The sequence below is a fragment of the Methylococcus capsulatus str. Texas = ATCC 19069 genome (assembly GCF_000424685.1).
Classification (GTDB): Bacteria; Pseudomonadota; Gammaproteobacteria; order Methylococcales; family Methylococcaceae; genus Methylococcus; species Methylococcus capsulatus.
In genome coordinates, this window is the sequence record NZ_KE384224.1 from 266,679 (window position 1) to 287,083 (window position 20,405).

At 64.2% G+C, this 20,405-nt stretch carries 20 protein-coding genes; 8 read left to right on the forward strand and 12 right to left on the reverse strand.

Annotated elements, in window-relative coordinates:
• Window positions 1-16 precede the first annotated feature (16 nt).
• The 4 genes from H156_RS0112640 to H156_RS0112655 all read left to right on the forward strand — a co-directional run bounded on the left by H156_RS0112640 (window position 17) and on the right by H156_RS0112655 (window position 5,215).
• The gene (locus H156_RS0112640; RefSeq protein WP_017365683.1) at window positions 17-706 is read left to right on the forward strand and encodes a YggS family pyridoxal phosphate-dependent enzyme; all 690 of its coding nucleotides are present in this window, start codon (window positions 17-19) and stop codon (window positions 704-706) included.
• A gap of 70 nt (window positions 707-776) precedes the next feature.
• Window positions 777-1,601, forward strand: coding sequence for a pyrroline-5-carboxylate reductase (gene proC / locus H156_RS0112645; protein WP_017365682.1), 825 nt, complete (start codon window positions 777-779; stop codon window positions 1,599-1,601).
• Window positions 1,602-1,604: 3 nt separating this feature from the next.
• The gene (locus tag H156_RS0112650; protein WP_010960806.1) at window positions 1,605-2,183 is read left to right on the forward strand and encodes a YggT family protein; all 579 of its coding nucleotides are present in this window, start codon (window positions 1,605-1,607) and stop codon (window positions 2,181-2,183) included.
• A gap of 134 nt (window positions 2,184-2,317) precedes the next feature.
• A complete protein-coding gene (locus H156_RS0112655) occupies window positions 2,318-5,215 on the forward strand; it encodes an EAL domain-containing protein (protein ID WP_017365681.1) in 2,898 nt (965 codons plus the stop codon).
• On the opposite strand, the gene trmB is transcribed toward H156_RS0112655, so the two are convergent.
• From trmB to H156_RS0112710, 11 genes are all read right to left on the reverse strand, one after another.
• Window positions 5,200-5,892, reverse strand: coding sequence for a tRNA (guanosine(46)-N7)-methyltransferase TrmB (trmB, locus tag H156_RS0112660; protein ID WP_017365680.1), 693 nt, complete (start codon window positions 5,890-5,892; stop codon window positions 5,200-5,202). The genes H156_RS0112655 and trmB overlap by 16 nt on opposite strands.
• Window positions 5,893-5,952: 60 nt before the next feature.
• Window positions 5,953-6,168: a DUF2905 family protein gene (locus H156_RS0112665; RefSeq protein WP_017365679.1), complete on the reverse strand. Its 216-nt coding sequence runs from the start codon at window positions 6,166-6,168 to the stop codon at window positions 5,953-5,955.
• Complete coding sequence (locus H156_RS0112670; protein ID WP_017365678.1) at window positions 6,155-7,081, reverse strand: vWA domain-containing protein; 927 nt, start codon at window positions 7,079-7,081, stop codon at window positions 6,155-6,157. The genes H156_RS0112665 and H156_RS0112670 overlap by 14 nt, the downstream gene beginning before the upstream one ends.
• Complete coding sequence (locus H156_RS0112675) at window positions 7,078-7,632, reverse strand: tetratricopeptide repeat protein (protein ID WP_017365677.1); 555 nt, start codon at window positions 7,630-7,632, stop codon at window positions 7,078-7,080. The genes H156_RS0112670 and H156_RS0112675 overlap by 4 nt, the downstream gene beginning before the upstream one ends.
• Window positions 7,626-8,603, reverse strand: a complete 978-nt coding sequence (locus H156_RS0112680) for a vWA domain-containing protein (protein WP_017365676.1) — start codon at window positions 8,601-8,603, stop codon at window positions 7,626-7,628. The genes H156_RS0112675 and H156_RS0112680 overlap by 7 nt, the downstream gene beginning before the upstream one ends.
• Window positions 8,600-9,490, reverse strand: coding sequence for a hypothetical protein (locus H156_RS16165; protein WP_017365675.1), 891 nt, complete (start codon window positions 9,488-9,490; stop codon window positions 8,600-8,602). The genes H156_RS0112680 and H156_RS16165 overlap by 4 nt, the downstream gene beginning before the upstream one ends.
• A gap of 11 nt (window positions 9,491-9,501) precedes the next feature.
• Window positions 9,502-10,341, reverse strand: a complete 840-nt coding sequence (locus H156_RS0112690; RefSeq protein WP_010960799.1) for a DUF58 domain-containing protein — start codon at window positions 10,339-10,341, stop codon at window positions 9,502-9,504.
• Window positions 10,338-11,366 (reverse strand): AAA family ATPase, encoded by a 1,029-nt coding sequence (locus H156_RS0112695; protein WP_017365674.1) that lies wholly within the window; start codon window positions 11,364-11,366, stop codon window positions 10,338-10,340. Before H156_RS0112695 ends, H156_RS0112690 begins: the two co-directional genes overlap by 4 nt.
• Before the next feature lie 85 nt (window positions 11,367-11,451).
• A complete protein-coding gene (locus H156_RS16170; protein WP_017365673.1) occupies window positions 11,452-11,784 on the reverse strand; it encodes a hypothetical protein in 333 nt (110 codons plus the stop codon).
• Window positions 11,785-12,007: 223 nt separating this feature from the next.
• Window positions 12,008-12,217, reverse strand: a complete 210-nt coding sequence (locus H156_RS0112705) for a cold-shock protein (RefSeq protein WP_010960796.1) — start codon at window positions 12,215-12,217, stop codon at window positions 12,008-12,010.
• A gap of 91 nt (window positions 12,218-12,308) precedes the next feature.
• Entirely contained in the window at window positions 12,309-13,118 is an 810-nt protein-coding gene (locus H156_RS0112710; protein WP_017365672.1) for a 4'-phosphopantetheinyl transferase family protein, read from the reverse strand.
• A gap of 190 nt (window positions 13,119-13,308) precedes the next feature.
• Between H156_RS0112710 and H156_RS0112715 the strand changes: the two genes are divergently transcribed.
• Complete coding sequence (locus tag H156_RS0112715; RefSeq protein ID WP_026597620.1) at window positions 13,309-14,574, forward strand: MFS transporter; 1,266 nt, start codon at window positions 13,309-13,311, stop codon at window positions 14,572-14,574.
• 113 nt (window positions 14,575-14,687) lie between these two features.
• Here H156_RS0112715 and H156_RS0112720 read toward each other — a convergent pair whose 3' ends face one another.
• Window positions 14,688-16,427: a cation:proton antiporter gene (locus H156_RS0112720; protein ID WP_017365670.1), complete on the reverse strand. Its 1,740-nt coding sequence runs from the start codon at window positions 16,425-16,427 to the stop codon at window positions 14,688-14,690.
• A 269-nt stretch (window positions 16,428-16,696) separates the two neighbouring features.
• Between H156_RS0112720 and H156_RS0112725 the strand changes: the two genes are divergently transcribed.
• From H156_RS0112725 to H156_RS0112735, 3 genes are read left to right on the forward strand one after another with little or no spacing between them, the layout of a single operon-like run.
• Window positions 16,697-17,014, forward strand: coding sequence for a hypothetical protein (locus tag H156_RS0112725; protein ID WP_017365669.1), 318 nt, complete (start codon window positions 16,697-16,699; stop codon window positions 17,012-17,014).
• A 21-nt stretch (window positions 17,015-17,035) separates the two neighbouring features.
• On the forward strand, window positions 17,036-18,793 hold the full coding sequence (locus tag H156_RS16175) for a tetratricopeptide repeat protein (RefSeq protein ID WP_017365668.1): 1,758 nt from the start codon (window positions 17,036-17,038) through the stop codon (window positions 18,791-18,793).
• Window positions 18,783-20,390, forward strand: a complete 1,608-nt coding sequence (locus H156_RS0112735; RefSeq protein ID WP_017365667.1) for a methyltransferase domain-containing protein — start codon at window positions 18,783-18,785, stop codon at window positions 20,388-20,390. Before H156_RS16175 ends, H156_RS0112735 begins: the two co-directional genes overlap by 11 nt.
• Window positions 20,391-20,405: the final 15 nt, after the last annotated feature.

Here is a 20,405-nt window from a genome sequence, read left to right on the forward strand (position 1 = left end):
GCCAACGGTGGATGGAATGCTGGAACTCCAGGAGAATTTGCAGGCGGTACGGCAGAGAATCCGGGGGGCGGAGCAGGCTTGCGGGCGCCCGGAAGATTCGGTGCGTCTGGTGGCGGTCTCGAAAACCCAACCCGCCGCGGTGTTGCGTGCGGCCTACGACCTGGGTCAGCGGGAGTTCGGTGAGAACTATCTGCAGGAGGCCATGGAGAAACAGGACCTCCTGGCCGATCTCGACATCGTCTGGCACTTCATCGGTCCGATCCAGTCGAACAAGACCCGTCTCCTCGCCGAGCGCTTCGACTGGGTGCATAGCATCGACCGCCTGAAGATCGCCCAGCGCCTCAACGATCAGCGTCCCCCGGGGAGGGCCCCCTTGAATGTCTGCATCCAGGTCAACATCGGCGGGGAACCGACCAAATCCGGCGTGACGCCGGCCGCCGTGGCCGAGCTGGCGCAAGCGGTCGCTGCCTTGCCGCGGCTGCGCCTCCGGGGCCTGATGGCGATTCCGGCGCCGACCGCCGACGAACGGGAGCAGCGCGCCGCGTTCAGCCGCCTGCGGGAACTGCTGGAAGGACTCGGGATGCCGGGGCTCGACACCCTTTCCATGGGCATGTCGGACGACCTGGAGGCAGCAGTGGCGGAAGGGACAACCTTGGTACGCGTCGGAACCGCGATTTTCGGCCGGCGTCCGCCGGCCAAGGGGTGAGCATGGGATTCCGGCAAGGCGTACCGTTAAATATGATAATCGGAATTGTTCAGTCGGGAGAAAAGGGGAAATGAAGCATAAGACCTTGGGGTTCATCGGGGCAGGCAACATGGCCTCGAGCCTGGTGGGAGGGCTGGTGGCCGACGGTTATCCGGCCCGGACCATTTGGGTGTCGGACGTGGATGAGGCGAAGCTGGACGCGCTTTCTCTGAAGTTCGGAGTCAACGTGAGCGGGGACAACCGGCAGGTGGCGAGACTGGCGGAAATCCTGATCCTGGCCGTGAAGCCGCAGATTCTGCGGGAAGTGGCGGAGGGGCTGGCCGACATCGTTGCGGAAACCCGGCCGCTGATCCTGTCGGTCGCGGCCGGTGTCGCAGAGTCCTCCCTCGACCGCTGGCTCGGCGGCGACCAGGCCCTCGTCCGCTGCATGCCGAACACCCCGGCTCTGGTCAAGAGTTCCGCCACCGCGCTGCATGCGAACGGCAAGACGACCTCAGCCCAACGTAGCGAGGCCGAAAGCATCCTGCGCGCCGTCGGTGTGACCGTCTGGGTCGAGCGGGAGGAAGCGCTGGACGCCGTCACGGCGATTTCCGGCAGCGGACCGGCCTACTTTTTCCTGCTGATGGAAGCGATGGAAAACGCCGCCGCCAGCCTGGGGCTCGATCCCGAGACCGCACGCCTCTTGGTGCAGCAGACAGCGCTCGGAGCCGCCCGCATCGCCATCGAGTCCGAAGAAGGTCCGGCCCAGCTGCGGCAGAGGGTGACCTCTCCCAAGGGAACGACCGAGCGGGCGATCGGCGTGTTCGAGGAGCGGGGGCTGCATGAGATCGTGAGAGATGCCGTGGCGGCGGCTCATGCCAGAGCGGTCGAATTGGCGCGGGAACTGGGGGCTTGAGCGATGGACCTGGGCTATCTCGTCAATCCCGCGGTGTTTCTGGTGGAAACACTGTTCGGCCTGTATATCTTCGCCGTACTCCTGCGCTTCCTGCTGCAATGGACCGGGGCGGATTATTACAACCCCATATCGCAATTTCTGGTCAAGGTGACCCATCCGCCGCTTCGGCTGCTGCGACGTTTCATTCCGGCGATGGGACGGATCGACACCGCCTCGCTGGTGCTGATGCTGGTGTTGCAAACGGTGGCGAGCTATCTGGTATTCCTGCTGCAGGGCGCCGCCGCGGTATCGGTTGCGGCCCTGGCGGTATGGTCGGTTCACGATCTGCTCGATCTGGTATTCAACATCTTTTTCTTCTGCATCATCGCTCGTGCCCTGCTGAGCTGGTTCGGGCGGATGCCCTACCATCCGGCCGCCTCGCTGCTCACCAGCCTGACCGAGCCACTGCTGCGCCTCAGCCGCCGCCTGCTGCCGCCGGCAGGCGGGCTGGATTTCTCGCCCCTCCTGCCGCTGATCGGCATCCAGTTGGCCCGGATGTTGATCCTCCCGCCGCTCCAGCATTTGGCGGCGCTTTTGAACTGAGGCGGCAACGGCCGGCCCCGTGCCGGCCGCCATGAAGGACGCCTCTTTCCCGGAAGAGGCCGGCATGAAAACTGGGTGTCCGGGGGCGCGCCGGGGCAGACGGCGCGGGGCGGGCATGAAAATGGCGGCGGCATATGGACTACCTGATCCTTGCTTTGGGTGTTGCTTTCGTTCCGATCGCGCTGGCCTACGGGTTGCTGCTGAAGCCCAAGCGGGCCGAAGCGGCGCTGCGACGGAGCGCGTTCCATCTGCGCGAAGCGCAGCAGGTGGCCAATCTCGGCAGTTGGGAACTCGATCTGGTGCAAGGCCGGCTGGAATGGTCGGACCAGGTGTTCCGGATTTTCGAGATCGATCCCGAACGGTTCGAGGCGTCCTACGAAGCCTTCCTCGCCCTCGTGCATCCCGACGACAGGGAGAGGGTAGACGCGGCCTACCGCCGCTCGATCGCCGACAGAGGGTCCTATGAAATCGTCCATCGGCTGCTCATGCCAGACGGCCGCGTCAAACACGTCCGCGAGCGTTGCCAAACCTTTTACAGCGAAGATGGGCGGCCCTTGCGATCGGTGGGGACGGTATGGGACGTCACATCCTTTCATGAAACCGAAGAGAAACTTCACCGACTCGCTGCCATCGTGGAATCGACCGGTGACACCGTCATCGTCAGCGATCTCCAAGGCAGAATCCGTACCTGGAACAAAGGCGCGGAACGGATGTGGGGCTATGCGGCAGAGGAAATCATAGGGCAGCCGGTCACCGTTCTGCCACCGCTCGCAAAGCAGGGCGAACCGGGGCAGATATTGCGGCGAGTCATCGATGAGCACGAGGTCGTCCGTTTCGAGAGCCGGGGTCTGCACAAGGACGGCCGCGATTTCCCGATATCGCTGACGGTTTCGCCGCTTTTCGACGCCGAAAACCGCCTGACCGGCGTATCCGCGATCATTCGTGACATCACGGAAATGGAACGGCTGAAAGCGACGTTGCAGGAGCGGCTCAAATTGGTGGAAATGGTCTTCCAATACAGTGTCTCGTGCCTCGTCGTTCTGGATCCCCAGTTCAATTTCATCCGTGTCAATCCGGCCTATGCGCGGGCCTGCCGCCGGGATGTCGCCGAGTTCGAAGGCCGCAACCATTTCGAGCTATACCCTTCGGATGCCCGGTTCATCTTCGAGGAGGTCGTGCGCACCCGCCAGCCGTTCGAAGCGGTTGCGCGCCCTTTCACATTTCCGGACCAGCCGGAACGGGGCGTCACCTACTGGGACTGGAACCTGGTGCCGGTTCTCGACGGCAAAGGCGAGGTCGAATACCTGCTGTTCTCTCTGGTCGACGTGACCGACAGGCAGAAGGCCACGGCGCAGCTGCGCCTGATCGAAACCGCCTTCCAGCATACCCGCGATGCGGTGCTGATCACCGACGCCCGGGCCCGGATCCTGCAGGTCAATCCTGCTTTCGAAACCATCACCGGCTACAGTGCCGGGGAAGTGGTCGGACGCACGCCCAGAATGCTCCAGTCCGGGCGTCATGACGGCGCTTTCTACCGGCGGTTCTGGCAGGCGCTCGAGACCGAAGGGCATTGGAGCGGCGAGATCTGGAACCGCCACCGGGACGGTCACATTTTCCCCGCATGGCAGTCGGTATCGGCGGTCAAAGGCCCCGATGGCAGCACGACCCACTATGTCAGCATCTTCACCGACATCAGCGAGTTCAAGCGGGCCGAAGCGCAGATCCGCTATCTCTCCTACCATGACGATCTCACGGGCCTGCCGAACCGGGCCTATTTCCAGGCGCGGCTGGACCAGCTCATCGAAGCTGCGGCACGGGACCGGAGGCAGATCGCCCTGGTCGTGCTCGATCTGGACCGTTTCAAGACCATCAACGATTCGCTGGGGCACAGCGTGGGCGACGAGCTTCTGTGCCAGGTAGCTGAGCGAATCCAGGACTGTACCGGACAGGGTGACTTCGTGGCTCGCCAGGGGGGTGACGAATTCGTCGTCATCCTGGCAGACTCCGATGCCGTTCGGGCGGCGCGGGTCGCGAACGCGATGATCTCGGCCATAGCGAAACCTGCCGTCGTCGGTGGCCGGACACTGATCGTGACGCCGAGCTTAGGGATCAGTCTCTATCCCCACGACGCCGGCGACTCCGAGAGCCTGATCAAGAGCGCCGACGCGGCGATGTACCACGCGAAGTCTTTGGGCCGCAACACCTACCAGTTTTTCTCAGCGGAAATGAGCGCCGTGGCCACCGAGCGGCTGGCCCTGGAAAATGCCTTGCACCAGGCCCTGTCGAACGGGGAGTTCCGGCTTTATTATCAGCCACAGATCGAGGTCTGCTCCCGCCGGCTGATCGGGCTGGAAGCGTTGATCCGCTGGCGGCATCCGGAGGTGGGCTGGGTGCCGCCGCTACGCTTCATCCCGTTGGCCGAAGAGACCGGCATCATCCATCGGATCGGTCGATGGGTTCTGGAGGAGGCCTGCCGCCAGCAGCGCGAATGGCAGGCCGCAGGTCTGTGCATCGTTCCCGTCGCGGTCAACCTGTCACCGCTGCAATTGCAGAAGGACGATTTCCCGGAACAGGTGGAAGCGTTGCTGTCCGGCTGCAGACTGGCGCCGGGACTCCTCGAACTGGAGCTGACCGAGACGGCGGTCATGCGCGACGTCGGACGGATGTCCGACATGCTGCGGAAACTGAAGGAGCGCGGCACACGCTTTTCCATCGACGATTTCGGCACCGGCTACAGTTCGCTCGGATACCTCAACCGTTTTCCGGTCGACAAGCTGAAGATCGACCAGTCGTTCATTCGCGACGTGACCCGCAGGGAAGACCACGCCGCGATCACTCGGGCCATCATTGCCCTGGCCAAGCAGCTGCACTTGAAGGTGGTCGCCGAGGGCGTGGAGACTGCGGAGCAACTCGAATTCCTCGAACGGGCGGGGTGCGACGAGGTACAGGGGTTCTACTTCAGCCGGCCGGTGCCGGCGGATGAGATCGCCGGTTGGTTGTCCCGGGAGGGCGCGGTTCAGGACCGCCGGTAGACCAGATCCCACACGCCGTGTCCCAGCCGCCGCCCTCGCTGTTCGAACTTGGTCGGCGAGCGGTATGCGGGGCGTTCGCTGAAGCGCCCGTCCGGCGCCTGGTTTACCAGCGTCTCGCAGCCGTTCAATACCTCCAGCATCTGCATCGCATAATCCTCCCAGTCGGTGGCGGCATGGAACACGCCTCCCGGCGCCAGGCGGGAGGCGGCCAGCCGGGCGAATGCCGGCGAGACGAGGCGGCGTTTCTTGTGCCGCTGCTTGTGCCAGGGATCGGGAAAGAACACCAGGATCCGCGCCAGGGCGCCTTCGGGGATGCAATTCTCCAACAGTTCGACGGCATCGACCCGGAACACCCGGACGTTGTCCAGTCCCCGCCGCTCCAGCTCGATCAGCAGATGGCCGATGCCGGGAGGATGGACTTCCGCGCCGATGAAGTCCTCTGCCGGCAGGCTCTGGGCCATCGCCGCCAGGCTTTCGCCGTTGCCGAAGCCGATTTCCAGGGTGAGCGGCGCCCGTCGGCCGAATACGGCCGCAGGGTCGAACGCCGCTGCCGGATCCAGGCCATAGCGCGGCCACAGGTTTTCCAGGGCATTCTTCTGCGAGGCGGTGATGCGGCCTTGCCGGAGCACGAAGCTGCGGATGCGGCGGGGCGGGTCGGCGTTCAGCGTATCGGTCATGGTCGTGGCGGGGGAGCGCCGAGGGAGTGGATTCAGCCCGCGTTCCCCCGGCGGAGGTGTTCAGCGGCGGAAGAACAGGTTCAATATCAGACTGATGATGAGGCTGATCACGATCATGGAGGTGATCGGGATGAAAACGTAGCGGTTTTCGTCGCCCAGCCGGATATCGCCGGGCAGCCGACCGAACCAGCCGAGCAGGCCGGGCGCGAGATGCAGCAGCGCGCCCAGGGCGGCGATACCGAGTCCGACGACGATCAGCAGCTTAGCCAGAGACATGGCGGGCCCTCGGGTCAGGAACGAGATGTGGCCAGATTACCAGCAGCCAGGCGATGAGTGCGAGCGTCCAGCCGATGCCCGTGGGTACGACGCGCAGTTCGCCCAGCGCGGGATCGCGCAGCGCCAGGCTCAGCCCTTCCGGCGTGTCGAGCCGCAGGTAGCCCAAGCCGGCGGTGTCGGCGAAATCCCTGAGTTCCGTCTCGTGCAGCCAGGACAGGTACAGACTGCCGTCGTTTCCGCGCCGATGGCTGGTATCGGCGGAAGCGTCCAGATAGGCGGTGGTGGTCACCGGGGCCAGGATGTCGGCCTTTTCCCAGAATCCCAGCGGCCGGTTTTCCCGGTCGAGCCGCGGTATCGGCACCGGCTTGACGTCGCCGACGCCGACGATGAGCCCTTGGACTTCACCCGGCTTGATCTTGAGCTCCGGTCTGACCGGGTCCTCCGGCGTCTGCTGGCCATCGCTGAGGAACACCAGGCGCGGCGCCGGATCGCGTTTCTTGACGATGCGCAGCGCGGCGTTGAGCCCCTGGGCGATGAAGCTGTCGGCGGCCCAGGCCATGCGCCAGTCGACGTGCTCCAGCACGTCTTCGATCACCCCGGCGTGGCGGCAGACTTCCAGCGGCTCGAACAGCAGTTCCACGTTCTGGGTGGTGAACAGGCCGAGACCGGCTTGCGAGCCGCAAGGCAAATCGGTGATGGCGCGGCGGATGGCGGCCTTGGCGAAGCCCAGCCGGTCGGCTGGCAGTCCTTCGAGATGATAGTCACGGGCGTTCATGCTCTGGGTGATGTCGAGCACGAACAGGTAGCGGAACACCGGCCGTTCCAGCGGAATCCGGGGATCAGCCCATGCCAGCAGGGTGAGGACCGCGGCGGCCGCCAGCCCCGCGAAGGGCCGGCCGACACGCGCCTTCATGGCCCCCCCCCGGGGATGCCGGGCAGGGTCGAGAACACGGAGGACTTGGTGCCCTGCCAGTTGGCTTTTTCCTTTTCCTTGGGCGGCGGCGTGATGCGGAAGGCGTACTCGAGATTGAAACGTGCATCCTGGTCGTCCGGTTTCAGCCGCAGGGCCTCTTTGAGATTTTCCTTGGCGAGCGTCACCAGAGCGTTGACGCGCGCATATTCCAGCACACCGTGCGAGTTCCACAGGCCGGCCGCCTCCCGCAAGTAGATCGTGCCCATGTTGTAGTGGACCCGTTGCCGGAAGGCGGGGGAGGGGTCGTTCCGGAGCGTATGGTAGAGCCGCAACGCTTCCCGGTAGTCGCCGCCGAGGTCCAACGCCTGCGCCTTGGCCAGGATCAGTTCCGGTGCCGTATCCTCGTCCAGCTCCAGGCTCCGCGGATCCGCGATGGCGGCATTTTCCCGTGCCACGACGACCAGGTGGCAGCCAGCCCATCCGGCCAGTCCCAGGCCGAGGACGAGCAGCCCCAAGGCCGCGTTTTCGCGCAGTCTGGCCTGCGTCACCATGCGTGCACCTCCAGGGATTTGGCGGCGAGGAGCGGCAGGAGCAGGATCAGGGCGCAGCCGTAGCACCATCCGGACAGGTCCTTGCGCGGGACTTTCTCGAGATAGCGCAGAGGCTGGTTGGCCAGCCGTCCGATATCGGCGATGGCTTCTTCCACTGCCCGCGGATTCGTCGCCTCGTAGGCTGTGTAGGGCACTCCCAGACTCTGGAAGTATCGGTGCAGCAGGTATTCGGGCGATGCGTCGTCGCTGGCTCCCGTGGGTGGCCGGTCCAGCGGAGCGCTGTTCGTGCTGCGGAGATAGATCCAGTACAGGCGCGACTGGCTGTCCTGGAACCATTGCCGGATCATGTCCTGCGATTCCTCCTCGATACGGGTGGCGCCATCTGAGACCAGCAGAATGATACGGGCGCCGGTCGCGGGCCGGCCATTGAAAAAATCCAATGCCATGGCCAGACCCGGCGCAATGTTCGTGATGCCGTGGCCGCGGTCGCCAACGCTGTCTATGGCGGCCAGCACCGCCTCGCGGTCCTGGGTCAGAGGCATCACGTAGCGCGGTGCGGCGCTGAAGGCCACCATGGCGAACAGATCGTCGCCGCGCCGGCGGACGAAGTCCGCGAGCAGCCGGCGGGCGACGGCGTTCTTGGACTCCCCGGCGGTACCGCCGAGGTACCGTCCCGAAAAGTTCTCGTTCATGCTGCTGCTGCGATCCATGAGCAGGACGATGTGGGCGCCGGTGCCCAGCCGCTCCTCCCATTGCTCCAGAGCGTAAGGGCCAGCGATGCCGGCGGCGAGTGCCGCCAACGCCAGCGAGGTGAGGGCGCGCAGTCCACGGTCGATGGCAACGGACAACCGGTCTTCCGGCATCATGGCCAGGCTGGAATAATCGACCGCCGGCTGGCCCGGACGCAACCAGGGTAGCAGAGCGCCGGCGCCGAGCAGCAGCCACCAGGGGGAGACGAATCCGAAGCTCATGACCGCCGCCTTTCCAGTCGCTGGGCGAGGTGCGCGAGCTTCAGGCAAAGCGGGTAGACTCCGTCATCGGAGTCTTCCGCAAAGAACAGCCGTCGGGATGCGGCGAAAAATTCGCTCAGCAGCCCGCGAAGACCGATGAATTCCGGATGGCGAGCGAGGAAAGCCTCCAGGTCGTCACCGAACACCGCTTCGCCGGCGGTCTCGTTCAACGCGCGGTGCAGGATGAGGCAGGCGGGCCGGCCCGGTAAAGGCTGATTCGCCAGTCGCCGCAATTCGCGGCTGGCGCGGCGGAACGGCAGCGGCCCGGCGAGTATCGGCAGGAGACCGCGCAGCCACAGCAGGTAAAAGCCGGCCCCCGCACCCAGAGCCAGGCCGAGACCCAGCCATGGCCCGTAAGGCGCAAACGGCCGGGGTTCGGCCGGCCGCGTGGTCCGGATCATCACTTTCTCGTCGGGGATGCCCGGAGGGATCAGCGGCATGAAGCTGACCGGCAGCGGCGGCACTTCGACGTCGGGCGAACCGCCGGTGCCCGAGAAACGCAGCCGCAGAGGCGGCAGCTCGGCGGTTTCCGGCCCGCGCACGCCATGGAAGACCTGATAGGTGATGCGGACCCGTGTCCGTTCGCCGGCCGAGTCGGTTTCGACCTTGCGAATCTCCGCCCATTCGTTGATCGGACCGGGAGCGGGGAGCGAGGCGGGGTCGATTCGGCCGCCATGGACGGAGACCACGACATCGCGCACGATCAGATCGCCCATCGTATGGGTGACGGTGTGACCGTCTTGGCTCTCCAGCCTCGCCGGCACGGCCCGGTCGCTCATACTCGTCAGCCAGGCGGCAGCCGCCACGATGGCGAGCATACTGGCGAGCGGCAGGGTGAACTTGCGCATGAGGCCGCCTTTCAGGTTTCGTAGAAATACCGGGTCAGTGCGTCGGCGTCGAGGCGGTCTTCGAGCAGGAAGGGTTCGCGGGCGCCGTGGCGGACAGCCAGCTCCCGCAGACGCTCCCGCCGCGCCTGGAACACGTCCCGGAATCGGCGCTTGAGGGCCGGGCGCATGAACAATCGCCGTCGCTGGCCGGTTTCGGGATCGCGCAGATGGATCAGGCCCCAGTCGGGGAGCGCGTCGTATTCGGCCCGGCTCCACACGGCGACCGGTACCACGTCGTGCGGACGCAGTGCGTCGAACAGCGACTCCAGGAAGGCATCATCCAGATGAAAGTCGGACACCAGCAGCACCAGGGCCCTGCCGCGTCCGAGATGGGGCACGGCGGCTTCCAGGGCCGCAGCGCTGCGGGCATCCGGGCGGATCCGGGCGAGATTTGCGGCCGTGTCGGCGGGCAGACCGCCCTTGTGCCAGCGCAGCGGGAGGCTGACATCCCAGCGGATGGTCTCCCCGCAGACGATGAGGCCGAAAGGATCGCCACTGCGGTAGGCGGAATAAGCCGCGGCCGAGGTGAATTCGGCCAGGACCTGCACCTTGTCGGCGTAACCCATCGAAGCCGACAGGTCGGCGAGCACGAACACGGGGATGGCGCTGCGCTGGCGGAAAGTCTTCACCATGAGTTGCCCAAAGGGATCGTTCAGGGTGGCATGGGAATCGATGTTGCGCGGGTCGGGGAAGGCCGCAAACGGCTGGTGTCCTGCGAATTCGTAGCCGCCGCCGGTCCGGTGGCTGGCATGGCGGCCGGGATGCGCGCCGGCGGCACGCCAGCGGACCCGGTAGTGGAACTCCGGGATCACGGCGCCGCGACCTTTTGCCGGATGGCGTGCAGGAGTTCATCGATCAGCGCCGTCCGCCGCAGCTCGTACACCGGATTGAAGAATACACGGTGGCCGATGGTCTCGCGGAACACATCATGGATGTCCTCCGGAACGAGGTAATCGCGCCCGTCCAGCCAGGCGGCGACCCGGGCGGCGCGCATCATCATGCTCACACCGCGGGCGCTGGCTCCGGCCAGGATCAGCCGGTCCATGTCGATGCCCTCCAGTTTCACGCCGTAGTCGGCCGGGCGGCGTGTGGCCTCCCACAGGTCCAGCGCATACTGCTGCAGGGTCTCGCTGGCCGTGACCGATTGCTGGATGACGGGCGCGATCTGCGGGATTTCACGGTAGGGCAGGATGCCCGGAGTCAAGGTATCGAGCAGGCGGTCGACGTCGTGGAATTTCGGGTCGAACATCAGGGCGCGTCGCAACGAGGGGTCGGCCGGCGTCTCGACGTGCAGTTCCATCATGAAGCGGTCACGTGCCGCCGAGGGAATCTCGAAGGTTTCCTCTTTCTCCACCCGGTTGCGGTCGGCGAAGACTTGCAGGTAGGGAAAGAAATGCTCGCGGTTGAAAGCGCTGACGGCGTGCTCGGCCATGATCCGCAGCAACAGCGAATGCACCTGCGGGCGGGCGCGGTTGACCTCGTTGAAGAAGAAGACGGAGAGTTCCTCGCCGTGCTTGAGGACGGGGCCGGGTTCGACCTGCGGCTTGCCGAGCTCGTTGATGTAGGTGTGGTAGACCAGGTCATTCGGCATCAGGTCGATGGTGCCTTCGACCCGTTCGTAGGCGCCGCCCAGGCAGCGGGCCACGGCCCTCAGCAGGGTGGTCTTGCCGACCCCCACATCGCCTTCGAGCATCACATGGCCGCGGGCGAAGACGGCGATCAGGATATGACGGATGGGGCGTTCCAGCCCGATCACGGCCTTGCCGACTTCGCGCTCGAAAGCCAGCGCGCGCTGGCGCCAGTCGGCGAGTCGGGATTGTTTCAGGTCAGCGGACATGGCCAATATCGAAAGTGCGGGGTCTCAAAACGAGCGATGCCCGGCGGCGCCGGGCATCGGGGGACGTCGGGCCGACCCGCGGCGCTCAGCCCTTGCCGCCCTGTTCGGCGGCGATGAGGTCATCGAAACGCCTCAACTGCAGGCGGGTGAATTCGATCAACTGGTAGCCGACGTCGAACACCAGCTTGTACAGGGCGGGCGCGAGGTAGACCTTGTAGCCGACATAGCCCAGGGCGCCGATGCCGACCAGAGCGGCGATGACCGTGGGAAATCCGATGCCCGCGAAGATGCGGATGACCTGGAACATGATGTCCAGCGGCAGCAGGATCAGCAGGCCGGCATAGACCAAAATGATGAAGCTGAAGAACACGAAGGTGACGAACTTGAATACATAGGCCAATATCAGGTTGATTTTCATGTGTTTTGCCCTTCCCGGGATTTTTCTAATCGAAGTCTGGATCTCGGTCCGGTCGCCGGGTGCGGATCGGGATGGCGGCACGCCGGGAGCGGGACACAACCTCAAAATGTGCGGCATTCTAGCACAGCTTGGCGTCCAAGCTTGGAACCCGACGGCCGGAAGGGGGTTAAAAAAAACAGGCCCCGCAGGGCCTGTTTCTCCGGAAGCATCCGGGAGCGGGAAATCAGATGACGCTGACCTGATCCGCCTGCGGACCTTTCGCGCCCTGGACTTCCACGAAGCTGACTCGCTGTCCTTCCTTCAAGGTCTTGAAACCCTCGCCCAGGATGGAGCGGAAATGGACGAACAGATCGGCGCCACTCTCACGCTGGATGAAGCCGTATCCTTTTGTCTCATTGAACCATTTGACGGTGCCCTGCTGAACTTGACTCATCTCTCTCATCTCTGTCAGTGTGGATCGAACTATGCCGCTGCCGACGGCGACCGGGCGAACTGGTAGCAGGAGATCGATGGCACAAGTGGCTTTACCGGGAAGGGTACCGCGATGAATCCGCTGCCGCGTTTCCCAATACGCAGTCCGGCGTAGCATACAGAAGCGATATGAGGTTTTCAAACTCCAGATTTTCGCCGTCGAATCCTATCCCTCCCCAGTAGAACCGGGCATTCGCCGCGTGTACCGTGACCGCCCCCTCGAATCCTTCCCGTACCGGGAATTCGGCGAGCGACCAGCCTCCGACGTCCCCCAATTGCGACGGAATTCCGAGCCAGCGCGGCGGGCCTTCGAGGCTGGACACGCAGCGCCGAAGGCCGAGCGTCACGCCCTCTCCCGTGGCCTTGCCCAAGGCTTCCTTGCGCACCCAGAAGCGGAAGAAAGCGCGCGTCGCCGCGTCGTCATCCAGGCCGTCGAGCTGCGTCCGTTCGCTCGGCGCCAGACAACGCCGGGCCAGCCCATCGAGACGAGGCAGGGGGCGCCATGCCTCGACGTCGATCCCGACCGGGGCTTGCCAGGCCAGCGCCAGCGCGATCGCGCCGCCGGAGTGGCTGAGGTTGAACTGAAGCCCGGATTCGACGCCTTCGCCACGCAGTGCCGGTTTGCCATGGGGGCCGGTCACGAAGCCGAGCGAGGCCGGTTCGCGGTCGAGATAATGGCCGAGCACGCCCCGCAGCAGCCTGCGCCCGGTCACGAACTGGATCCGCACCGCGGCCGTATCGATGCGGGCGGCGCGGAGGGTTTCTTCCTCGCAAAGCCAGTTCTGCCCCAGGGCGGACAGACGGCTCAGATCCCCATGCCAGACATGAACCTGGCCGGCCTGGAGTGCCGCGAGCGAAGGCACGGGAGCATCGGATTCGGTACTGCTGGGCGTGGGTAAGCTTCTCGGTTCCAAAGGGATTGCAGATGAGGAATCCGGCATTCGGAGGTGAATTGTATTTCCGGCGGAAGCGGATGGCGAGCTTGTTTCCGGCCGCACAATTCCGGAGGATAGCCCGCTCCAAACTCCTCCCGACAAGGATTCCACCATCCCCATGACATCTGCACCCCCGTTGCGTCGCCGTCACGACCGCATCATCCTCGCCGGACTGATCGGCAACGTGATGGAGTGGTACGACTTTGCCGTTTACGGCTATTTCGCCGTTGTGATCGGCAGGCTGTTTTTTCCGGCGGATGATCCCGCGGCTTCGCTGATCGCCTCGTTCGGAGCGTTCGCTGCTGGCTTAATCGTCCGGCCGGTCGGCGGATTGCTATTCGGCCGGATCGGAGACCGCCTGGGGCGGCAGCAGGCACTCACCTGGTCGGTCATCGCAATGGCCGTGCCCACGGTGCTCATGGCGTTCCTGCCGACCCATGCTTCCGCCGGCATCGCCGCCCCGGTTGCCATCGTCCTGCTCCGCATCGTTCAGGGCTTGTCCGTCGGCGGGGAATTTACCAACTCCCTCGTGTTTCTGGTGGAGAATGCGCCGGGCGAACGTCGGGCCTTCACCGCAGTGTGGGGGAGTTGGGGCGCATCTGCGGGCATACTGCTGGGATCGGGCGCAGGCGATCTGCTGACCCATGTCCTGAGTGAAGAACAAGTCCTGAACTGGGGCTGGCGTTTGCCGTTCCTGGCCGGAGGGCTGGTGGCGCTAACGGGTTATTGGCTCCGCCAGGGGCTGGAGCCGGAACTTCCGAATGCGGAACACGCCAGCTCGGTCCGGGCCGTGTTCGCCAGGCACAAAGGGGCGATGCTGCGGGTTGCGCTGCTGAACCTGGGTTTCGGCGTGGGCTTCTACGCCGCTTTCATCTATGCCGTGAGCTACATCAAGAATATCGACCATCTGCCGGACGCGACGGTTTTCAATCTGAACACCTGGGCGATGGCTCTGCTTCTGGTCCTGCTGCCCGCCGCAGCCTGGGCGTCCGACCGGTTTGGCCGCAAGCCGGTGCTGGCCGCCGGCTTCGGCCTGCTCGCCCTGGGCGCGATTCCCTTGTTTCATCTGATCCACACCGCCGACCCTCCCACCATCTTTCTGGGCGAAGCCGGCTTTGCACTGACCATCGGTTTGATCAGCGGCGGCATCGTCGCCACCAACGTCGAGCTGGTGCCGGCGGAAGTCCGCTGCACCGGTCTGGCCTTTGCCTACAATGCGGCGGTAGGGTGCTTCGGCGGCAGCACACCGCTGATCGCGGCGTGGCTGATCGACCGGACCGGCAACCCGCTCACGCCTGCCTACTGGATCGCGGCGACGGCCACGGTGTCACTGATCACGCTCGTCGCATTCGTGCGCGAGTTCCACTTTCACATGCCCCGCTAAGCCGTGTCCGGCACGCCGCCGGCCATTTCCTGATCTGGCAGATCGCACCGCATGGGGTCCGGTTCGCCTCACGCAAGAATCGGCTCGATCCCGGCGTTTACCCAAGGCCGTGGCTATCCCTCCCCGGGATCCGGCGCGGCGGATTCTTTGATCTGCGCATGCAGCGCCCTTTCGGCGTCGATCTGCGGTTGCACCACGGTCTTGGAATAACCCAGCAGGCTCAGGACTTCGGCTGCGATCACCAGGCTCGATTCCAGCATTTCCGGGATGACATAATCGGCGCCGGCCGCGATCAGTTCGGCATGGTCCGCTTCGTTCTGGGTGCGGACCACGATCGGCAAGGTATAGCCCTGGCGGCGTATCTGGGTAATGATCCGGCGCGCCTCGCTCAGCGACTTGAACGTGAGGATGGCGAGGCGGGCACGTTCCATGTGGCAGCGCCGCAGCAGGTCGATCCGGGCGCAGGAGCCGTAAATCACCGGATCGCCGGCGGCGCGGCCTTCCTTGATCCGGTTGCCGTCGGGGTCCAAGGCGATGAAGGGAATGCCGTTGTTCTTGAGAAACTTGGCGATCATCTGGCCGACCCGTCCGTAACCCGCGAGGATGATGTGATCGGACAGATGCGGCGGAATCCGACTCATCTCGCGATCCCGGCCCGACACTTTCTGGCCCACCAGACGGCCGATCCACTGGCTGATTTCGAAGTTGTAGCGGATCAGCCAGGGCGCGAGGATCAGGCTGCCGACGACGATGGCCAACGCCAGCGAGGCGATCCGTGGGGCGAGCACGCCGAGTTGCGCTCCCAAGGTGATCAGGGCCAGCCCGAATTCGCTGGCCTGGGCAAGTATGATGCCGGTCTTGCTCCCCGTCGTCGCTGATTCGCCCATGAGCCGGGCGGCGAGGGTGATCACCACCGACTTGGCCAGGATCAGCAGGACGATGCCGAGCAGAACGATGCGGCCCTCCTCTACCAGCAGGCCGAAATCGATCTGCATGCCGACGCTGGCGAAAAACACACCCATCAGGATGTCCTTGAATGGGCGGATGTCCACTTCCACCTGATGGCGGAATTCGCCTTCCCCGAGCATCACCCCGGTGAGGAACGCGCCGAGCGCCATCGACAGACCGAAGGCCTGCGTCAGCCAGGCCGACAGCAGGATGATGACGAGCACCGTCAGGACGAAGATTTCCTCCGAGCGGCTCCGGGCGACCTCGTGAAAGATGCTCGGCAGCAGCCATTTGCCGGCACCTGTCAGTATCACGACCAGAATGCCGCCCTTTTCCGCGACGTGGAGCAGTTGTTCGTGCAGGGCGCGCTCGCCGTTTCCGGCCAGGGCGGGTACCAGGATCAGGCCGAGCAGCGCGGCCAGATCCTGAAAGATCAGCACGCCCACCGCGAGCTGGGCATGATGGCGGTTGATGAGCTTGAGCGAGCGCAGCTCGCGGACGACCAGAGCCGTCGAAGACAGTGCCAGGGAGCCAGCGACCACCAGCGTGGCACCGATGGGCCAGTGCAGAGCGAAGAAAAGCGCCGATGCGAAAACCGACAGAGTGAGCAGCATCTGCAGGGAACCCAGGCCGAATACCGCGCGGCTGAGGTGCAGCAACTGGCGGACCGAGAACTCCAGCCCCAGTTCGAACATCAGGAACACCAGGCCCAGCTCGGACAGGAAATGGATGTTGGCATCGTTGGTCACCATGCCGAAGCCGAACGGCCCCACCAGACCACCGGCGAACAGATAGGCCAGGATGTCGGGCAGGCGCAGACGCTGAAACAGCAATACGCTGGCGAGGGACGCCAAGAGCAGTACCAGGAGTTCGCTGAAAAATCCGGGGTATAGATGTTCGGCCATGTTCCGGGCATCGGGTAGGAAAGCGGTCGGGCGTTCTTTCGCGCCCTCGAAGGGAACTGTTGGGCCGCTGGACGTTTTCGTCAAGCCGTTGACACCGAAAATAGACGGCGTTTCCTGGCGCCGGGAAGGGTATGTCCGTGTGCGTCCGGTGGGCGCGCGCGGAGGGCGCTCCCTTGCGGAACGCTGCAAATCTGCTAGTTTTCTCCCGCCGCAAATGCTTCACAGCGCATTGATCAAAAATTCCAAATACAGTCGAGGAATGCAACGACATGGGCCTGTTCTCCTGGTTCTCCGCCAATGATGAAGTCGACCTGTTCGCCAAAACGCTGGCGCAGGACATCGCCAAACGCTACCCGCCATCCATGGACACCGCCCCGGAGAAGAAGATTTCCGCCAGCCGGCTCACCAAAATCCTCGAAGATGCCTATGCGAAGGCCAAACGGTTCAACCAGGAAAAGGCCCTGGGTATGTACAGGAAAGCCAAATTCGGCAACACGTTCCGCTGGGAATTGAAAGAGCTCGGCTACAGCAAGGAATTCATCGAGGTGGCGACCGAAGGGCTGATCGTCCATCTCAGCAGAAAATAACTTCCGTAAGTCCGAAAACGCATGCTCGCTCAGGTCCTCAAACGGGCCGCCAGGGTATGGGCGGACCGCGGCAAGCCCGGACGTGAAACCTCTCCCGCCGTTCCGGAAGAAGTCGGCGCGGGAGTGCCATCGGGCGATGAAAAAGATGCCGAAGCCGTTTTCGTTTCCCTCCTTCGGCAAAACCCGGAATCGCCGGAGGCTCTGCATGGCCTCGGGCGCTTGCAGGGCATGCGTGGCGAGCTGGCGCCCGCTGGCCGGAATCTGGCCGAGGCGGTGCGGCTCAAACCCGATTTTGCGGAAGCCTGGATCGATCTCGGCAATGTCCATTTGATGTCGGAAAATCCGGAGGAGGCGGAGTCGGCCTATCGACGAGCGCTCGCCGTGGACGAGACCAGTGCCTTGGCCTGGTGTAACTTGGGCATCTGCCAGCAAAGGCGGTCCCAACTGACGCAGGCATCCGAGAGCTTCCGGCGGGCGTTGGACCTGAACCCCCGTTTTGGTCTGGCGCTGCGGCATTGGGTAGGTATCCAGGCGAAGCTCGATTGGCCGGATGGCGCCGCGGAGCTCCTGGAGCATTGGGCCGATACCGCGCCAGACGACGCCGAAGCGCAGGCCGCAGTGGGATTCATGTACCTCACGCACCGCTTCCGGCCCGATCTGGCCATCGCCCATTTCGACCGGGCGGTAGCGCTGGGAATGAACCATGCGGAACTGCACGGCAATCACGGCATCGCCTTGCAGGACCTGGGCCGCATCGACGAAGCGCTCGCCAGCTATGACAAGGCCCTGCAGCTGGAGCCGGAAAACCGCGCGGTGCGTTTCCACCGGTCACTCGCCAAGCTGCTGGTCCACGATTTCGAGGAAGGGTGGACCGGTTACGAACTCCGCCTGCTCGGCGAGGAGTACCCCAGGCGGAATTTCCGGTTTCCGCGCTGGGACGGAACGGACCTGAGCGGAAAAACCATTTTGGTCTACGCCGAACAGGGTCTGGGCGATGAAATCATGTTCGCCTCCTGTCTGCCCGACCTCATCGCCCGGTCCGGCCATTGCATGATCGAATGCCACGAAAGACTGGCGCCGATGTTCCGACGTTCATTCCCGACCGCCGCCGTGCATGGCGGCAGCCAACATGACGAGCCGGGCCGGCTGTCACATCTGCCGCCGATCGATTGCTGCATCCCGGTCGGCAGCCTGCCTCTGCATTTCCGCCGGCGACTGGAGGATTTCCCGCAACACGCCGGCTATCTGAAGGCGGACGAAGCACGTGTGTCATATTGGCGCCGGTCGCTGGCAGCGCTCGGCCCCGGCTTGAAGATCGGTATCAGCTGGAGGGGCGGGACCCGTCAGACCCGCCAGAGCTATCGTTCCATGCCTTTGGAGACGCTGGTGCCGCTACTCGAAGTTCCCGGTGCGCATTTCGTCAGTCTGCAGTACGGCGAATGCCGGGACGAGATCGCAAGGCTCGGGGCGGTCCACGGATCGGTCCTCCACCATTTTCCTGCGGCCATCGCCGATTACGATGAAACGGCCGCGCTTTTGGGAGCGCTCGATCTGGTCATCAGTGTCTGTACGGCGGCGGTCCATCTGGGCGGTGCGCTGGGGCGGCCGGTGTGGGTCATGGCGCCCTTGGGTCCGGAATGGCGGTACGGGACGACGGGTGAAGGCACGATGCCTTGGTACCCCACTTGCCGCGTCTTCAGGCAGACAGCACCTTTTGCCTGGGACGAGGTCGTTCTTCGCGTGAGAAATGAACTGATCGCCTATCGCGATGAAAATTAGCTGGATCACCTTCGCCAGTCTCCGTACCGAGAACGGCGCAATCACCTCGGACGTGGCCAGCGCGCGCTATCGCATGCTCTTGCCGGGCAGGTACATCCAAAGCCAGGGACATACGGTGGAGTTTCACGGTGTCGACCCGGAGGTGAACTGGGATGCCTATCCGCGGGATTCGCTGGATGCCGAGGTCGTCATATTCTCCAAGAGCTTCAATCCGACCAACGAGCAAGCCGCTTCGTTCGCCCGGGCGAACGGCGCGAAGGTCCTGTTCGACGTCAGTGACAATCATTTCATTCATCCCGAATTCGGCGCCCACTACCAGACGATGGCGGCGCTGGCAGACCGGGTGATCGTACCGACCGAGGCGATGGGCAAGGCGGTGCTGCAGCACACCGGTCTGATCGCGGCCGTCGTCCCCGATCCGGTCGAAGGGCGGCGAAAGGCGCCTTCCGCCATGAGAGCCATCGGGCGGCGACGCGTGCGCCTGTTTGCGGGCGCTCGGGAGACCGTACGCCTGTTGTGGTTTGGGCATCCGTCCAACATACCGGCTCTGCTGGCGGTGATTCCTTCGCTCTCGGCATTGGCGCAGCAATACCCGCTGGAGCTGGACATCGTCACCGCCAGAAACACCGGTTTGGAGGATTGGTTGTCGACGCATGCGACGGCGGCCAGGAAGGACTTCCGCATCCTGTTCTCCGAGTGGTCGCCCCGGGTTGTGGAAGACGCCCTGGAACGCTGCGACCTGGTCATCATCCCCGGCGATCCCGCGGGCATGCGGGAATCAGTCAAGAGTCACAACAGACTGACCGAGGCGCTTTGGGCCGGGAAATACGTCGTTGCCCATCCGCTGCCGGCCTACCAGGATTTCATCGACTGGGCCTGGATCAGCGAAGATTTGGTGACGGGCATCAGATGGGCATTGACGCATCCGGACATGGTGCCGAACCAGGTGGCACAGGCCCAGGCATTCATAAAAGATAATCTGACACCCGAACACATAGGGGCCCGCTGGCTGGATCTCATCGTCGAAGCCGGCGCCGGCGCGGTTCGCGAACGAGTCACGGCTGATGCCGATCCACTGCGTTTGAATCTCGGCTGTGGGGACAAAATACTTCCCGGCCATCTGAACGTCGACGTCGCCTCCCGCCGGGCCGGGAAGGCGCCGGACATCATCTGCGACCTTCACGCCTTGCCGTTCGATGGCGATTTGGTGGACGAGATTCTTTCCGTTCACGTCATCGAGCATTTTTGGCGATGGGAGGTACAGGGCGTGCTGCGGGAATGGGTCAGGGTTCTGAAACCCGGCGGAAGGATGATTCTGGAGTGTCCGAATTTGATCGCGGCGTGTCGGGAAATTCTCCGGAATCCCGATGCCGCGAGAGGGGAAGGGATGGAATGCCAACGCTCGATGTGGGCGCTTTACGGCGATCCTTCCTGGCGTGATCCGCTGATGGTTCACCGCTGGGGTTATACGCCCGAGAGTCTTGCGGAAATCATGCGTCAAGCCGGGCTGGTCGACGTGCGTCAGGAGCCCGCCCGATTCAAATTGAGAGAGCCCAGGGATATGAGGGTTGTTGGCATGAAGCCACACCGCCCTTGATATCAGCCGCCGGAC

Bases quoted from the DNA above. Each gene is read 5' to 3' on its own strand.
- H156_RS0112665 (WP_017365679.1), bottom strand. From the start codon at position 6,168: ATGTCTCTGGCTAAGCTGCTGATCGTCGTCGGACTCGGTATCGCCGCC.
- H156_RS16175 (WP_017365668.1), top strand. From the start codon at position 17,036: ATGCTCGCTCAGGTCCTCAAACGGGCCGCCAGGGTATGGGCGGACCGC.
- H156_RS0112725 (WP_017365669.1), top strand. From the start codon at position 16,697: ATGGGCCTGTTCTCCTGGTTCTCCGCCAATGATGAAGTCGACCTGTTC.
- H156_RS0112675 (WP_017365677.1), bottom strand. From the start codon at position 7,632: ATGGTGACGCAGGCCAGACTGCGCGAAAACGCGGCCTTGGGGCTGCTC.
- H156_RS0112715 (WP_026597620.1), top strand. From the start codon at position 13,309: ATGACATCTGCACCCCCGTTGCGTCGCCGTCACGACCGCATCATCCTC.
- H156_RS0112720 (WP_017365670.1), bottom strand. From the start codon at position 16,427: ATGGCCGAACATCTATACCCCGGATTTTTCAGCGAACTCCTGGTACTG.
- H156_RS16165 (WP_017365675.1), bottom strand. From the start codon at position 9,490: ATGCGCAAGTTCACCCTGCCGCTCGCCAGTATGCTCGCCATCGTGGCG.
- H156_RS0112735 (WP_017365667.1), top strand. From the start codon at position 18,783: ATGAAAATTAGCTGGATCACCTTCGCCAGTCTCCGTACCGAGAACGGC.
- H156_RS0112655 (WP_017365681.1), top strand. From the start codon at position 2,318: ATGGACTACCTGATCCTTGCTTTGGGTGTTGCTTTCGTTCCGATCGCG.
- H156_RS0112640 (WP_017365683.1), top strand. From the start codon at position 17: ATGCTGGAACTCCAGGAGAATTTGCAGGCGGTACGGCAGAGAATCCGG.
- proC (WP_017365682.1), top strand. From the start codon at position 777: ATGAAGCATAAGACCTTGGGGTTCATCGGGGCAGGCAACATGGCCTCG.
- H156_RS0112705 (WP_010960796.1), bottom strand. From the start codon at position 12,217: ATGAGTCAAGTTCAGCAGGGCACCGTCAAATGGTTCAATGAGACAAAA.
- H156_RS16170 (WP_017365673.1), bottom strand. From the start codon at position 11,784: ATGAAAATCAACCTGATATTGGCCTATGTATTCAAGTTCGTCACCTTC.
- H156_RS0112650 (WP_010960806.1), top strand. From the start codon at position 1,605: ATGGACCTGGGCTATCTCGTCAATCCCGCGGTGTTTCTGGTGGAAACA.
- H156_RS0112695 (WP_017365674.1), bottom strand. From the start codon at position 11,366: ATGTCCGCTGACCTGAAACAATCCCGACTCGCCGACTGGCGCCAGCGC.
- trmB (WP_017365680.1), bottom strand. From the start codon at position 5,892: ATGACCGATACGCTGAACGCCGACCCGCCCCGCCGCATCCGCAGCTTC.
- H156_RS0112670 (WP_017365678.1), bottom strand. From the start codon at position 7,081: ATGAAGGCGCGTGTCGGCCGGCCCTTCGCGGGGCTGGCGGCCGCCGCG.
- H156_RS0112680 (WP_017365676.1), bottom strand. From the start codon at position 8,603: ATGAGCTTCGGATTCGTCTCCCCCTGGTGGCTGCTGCTCGGCGCCGGC.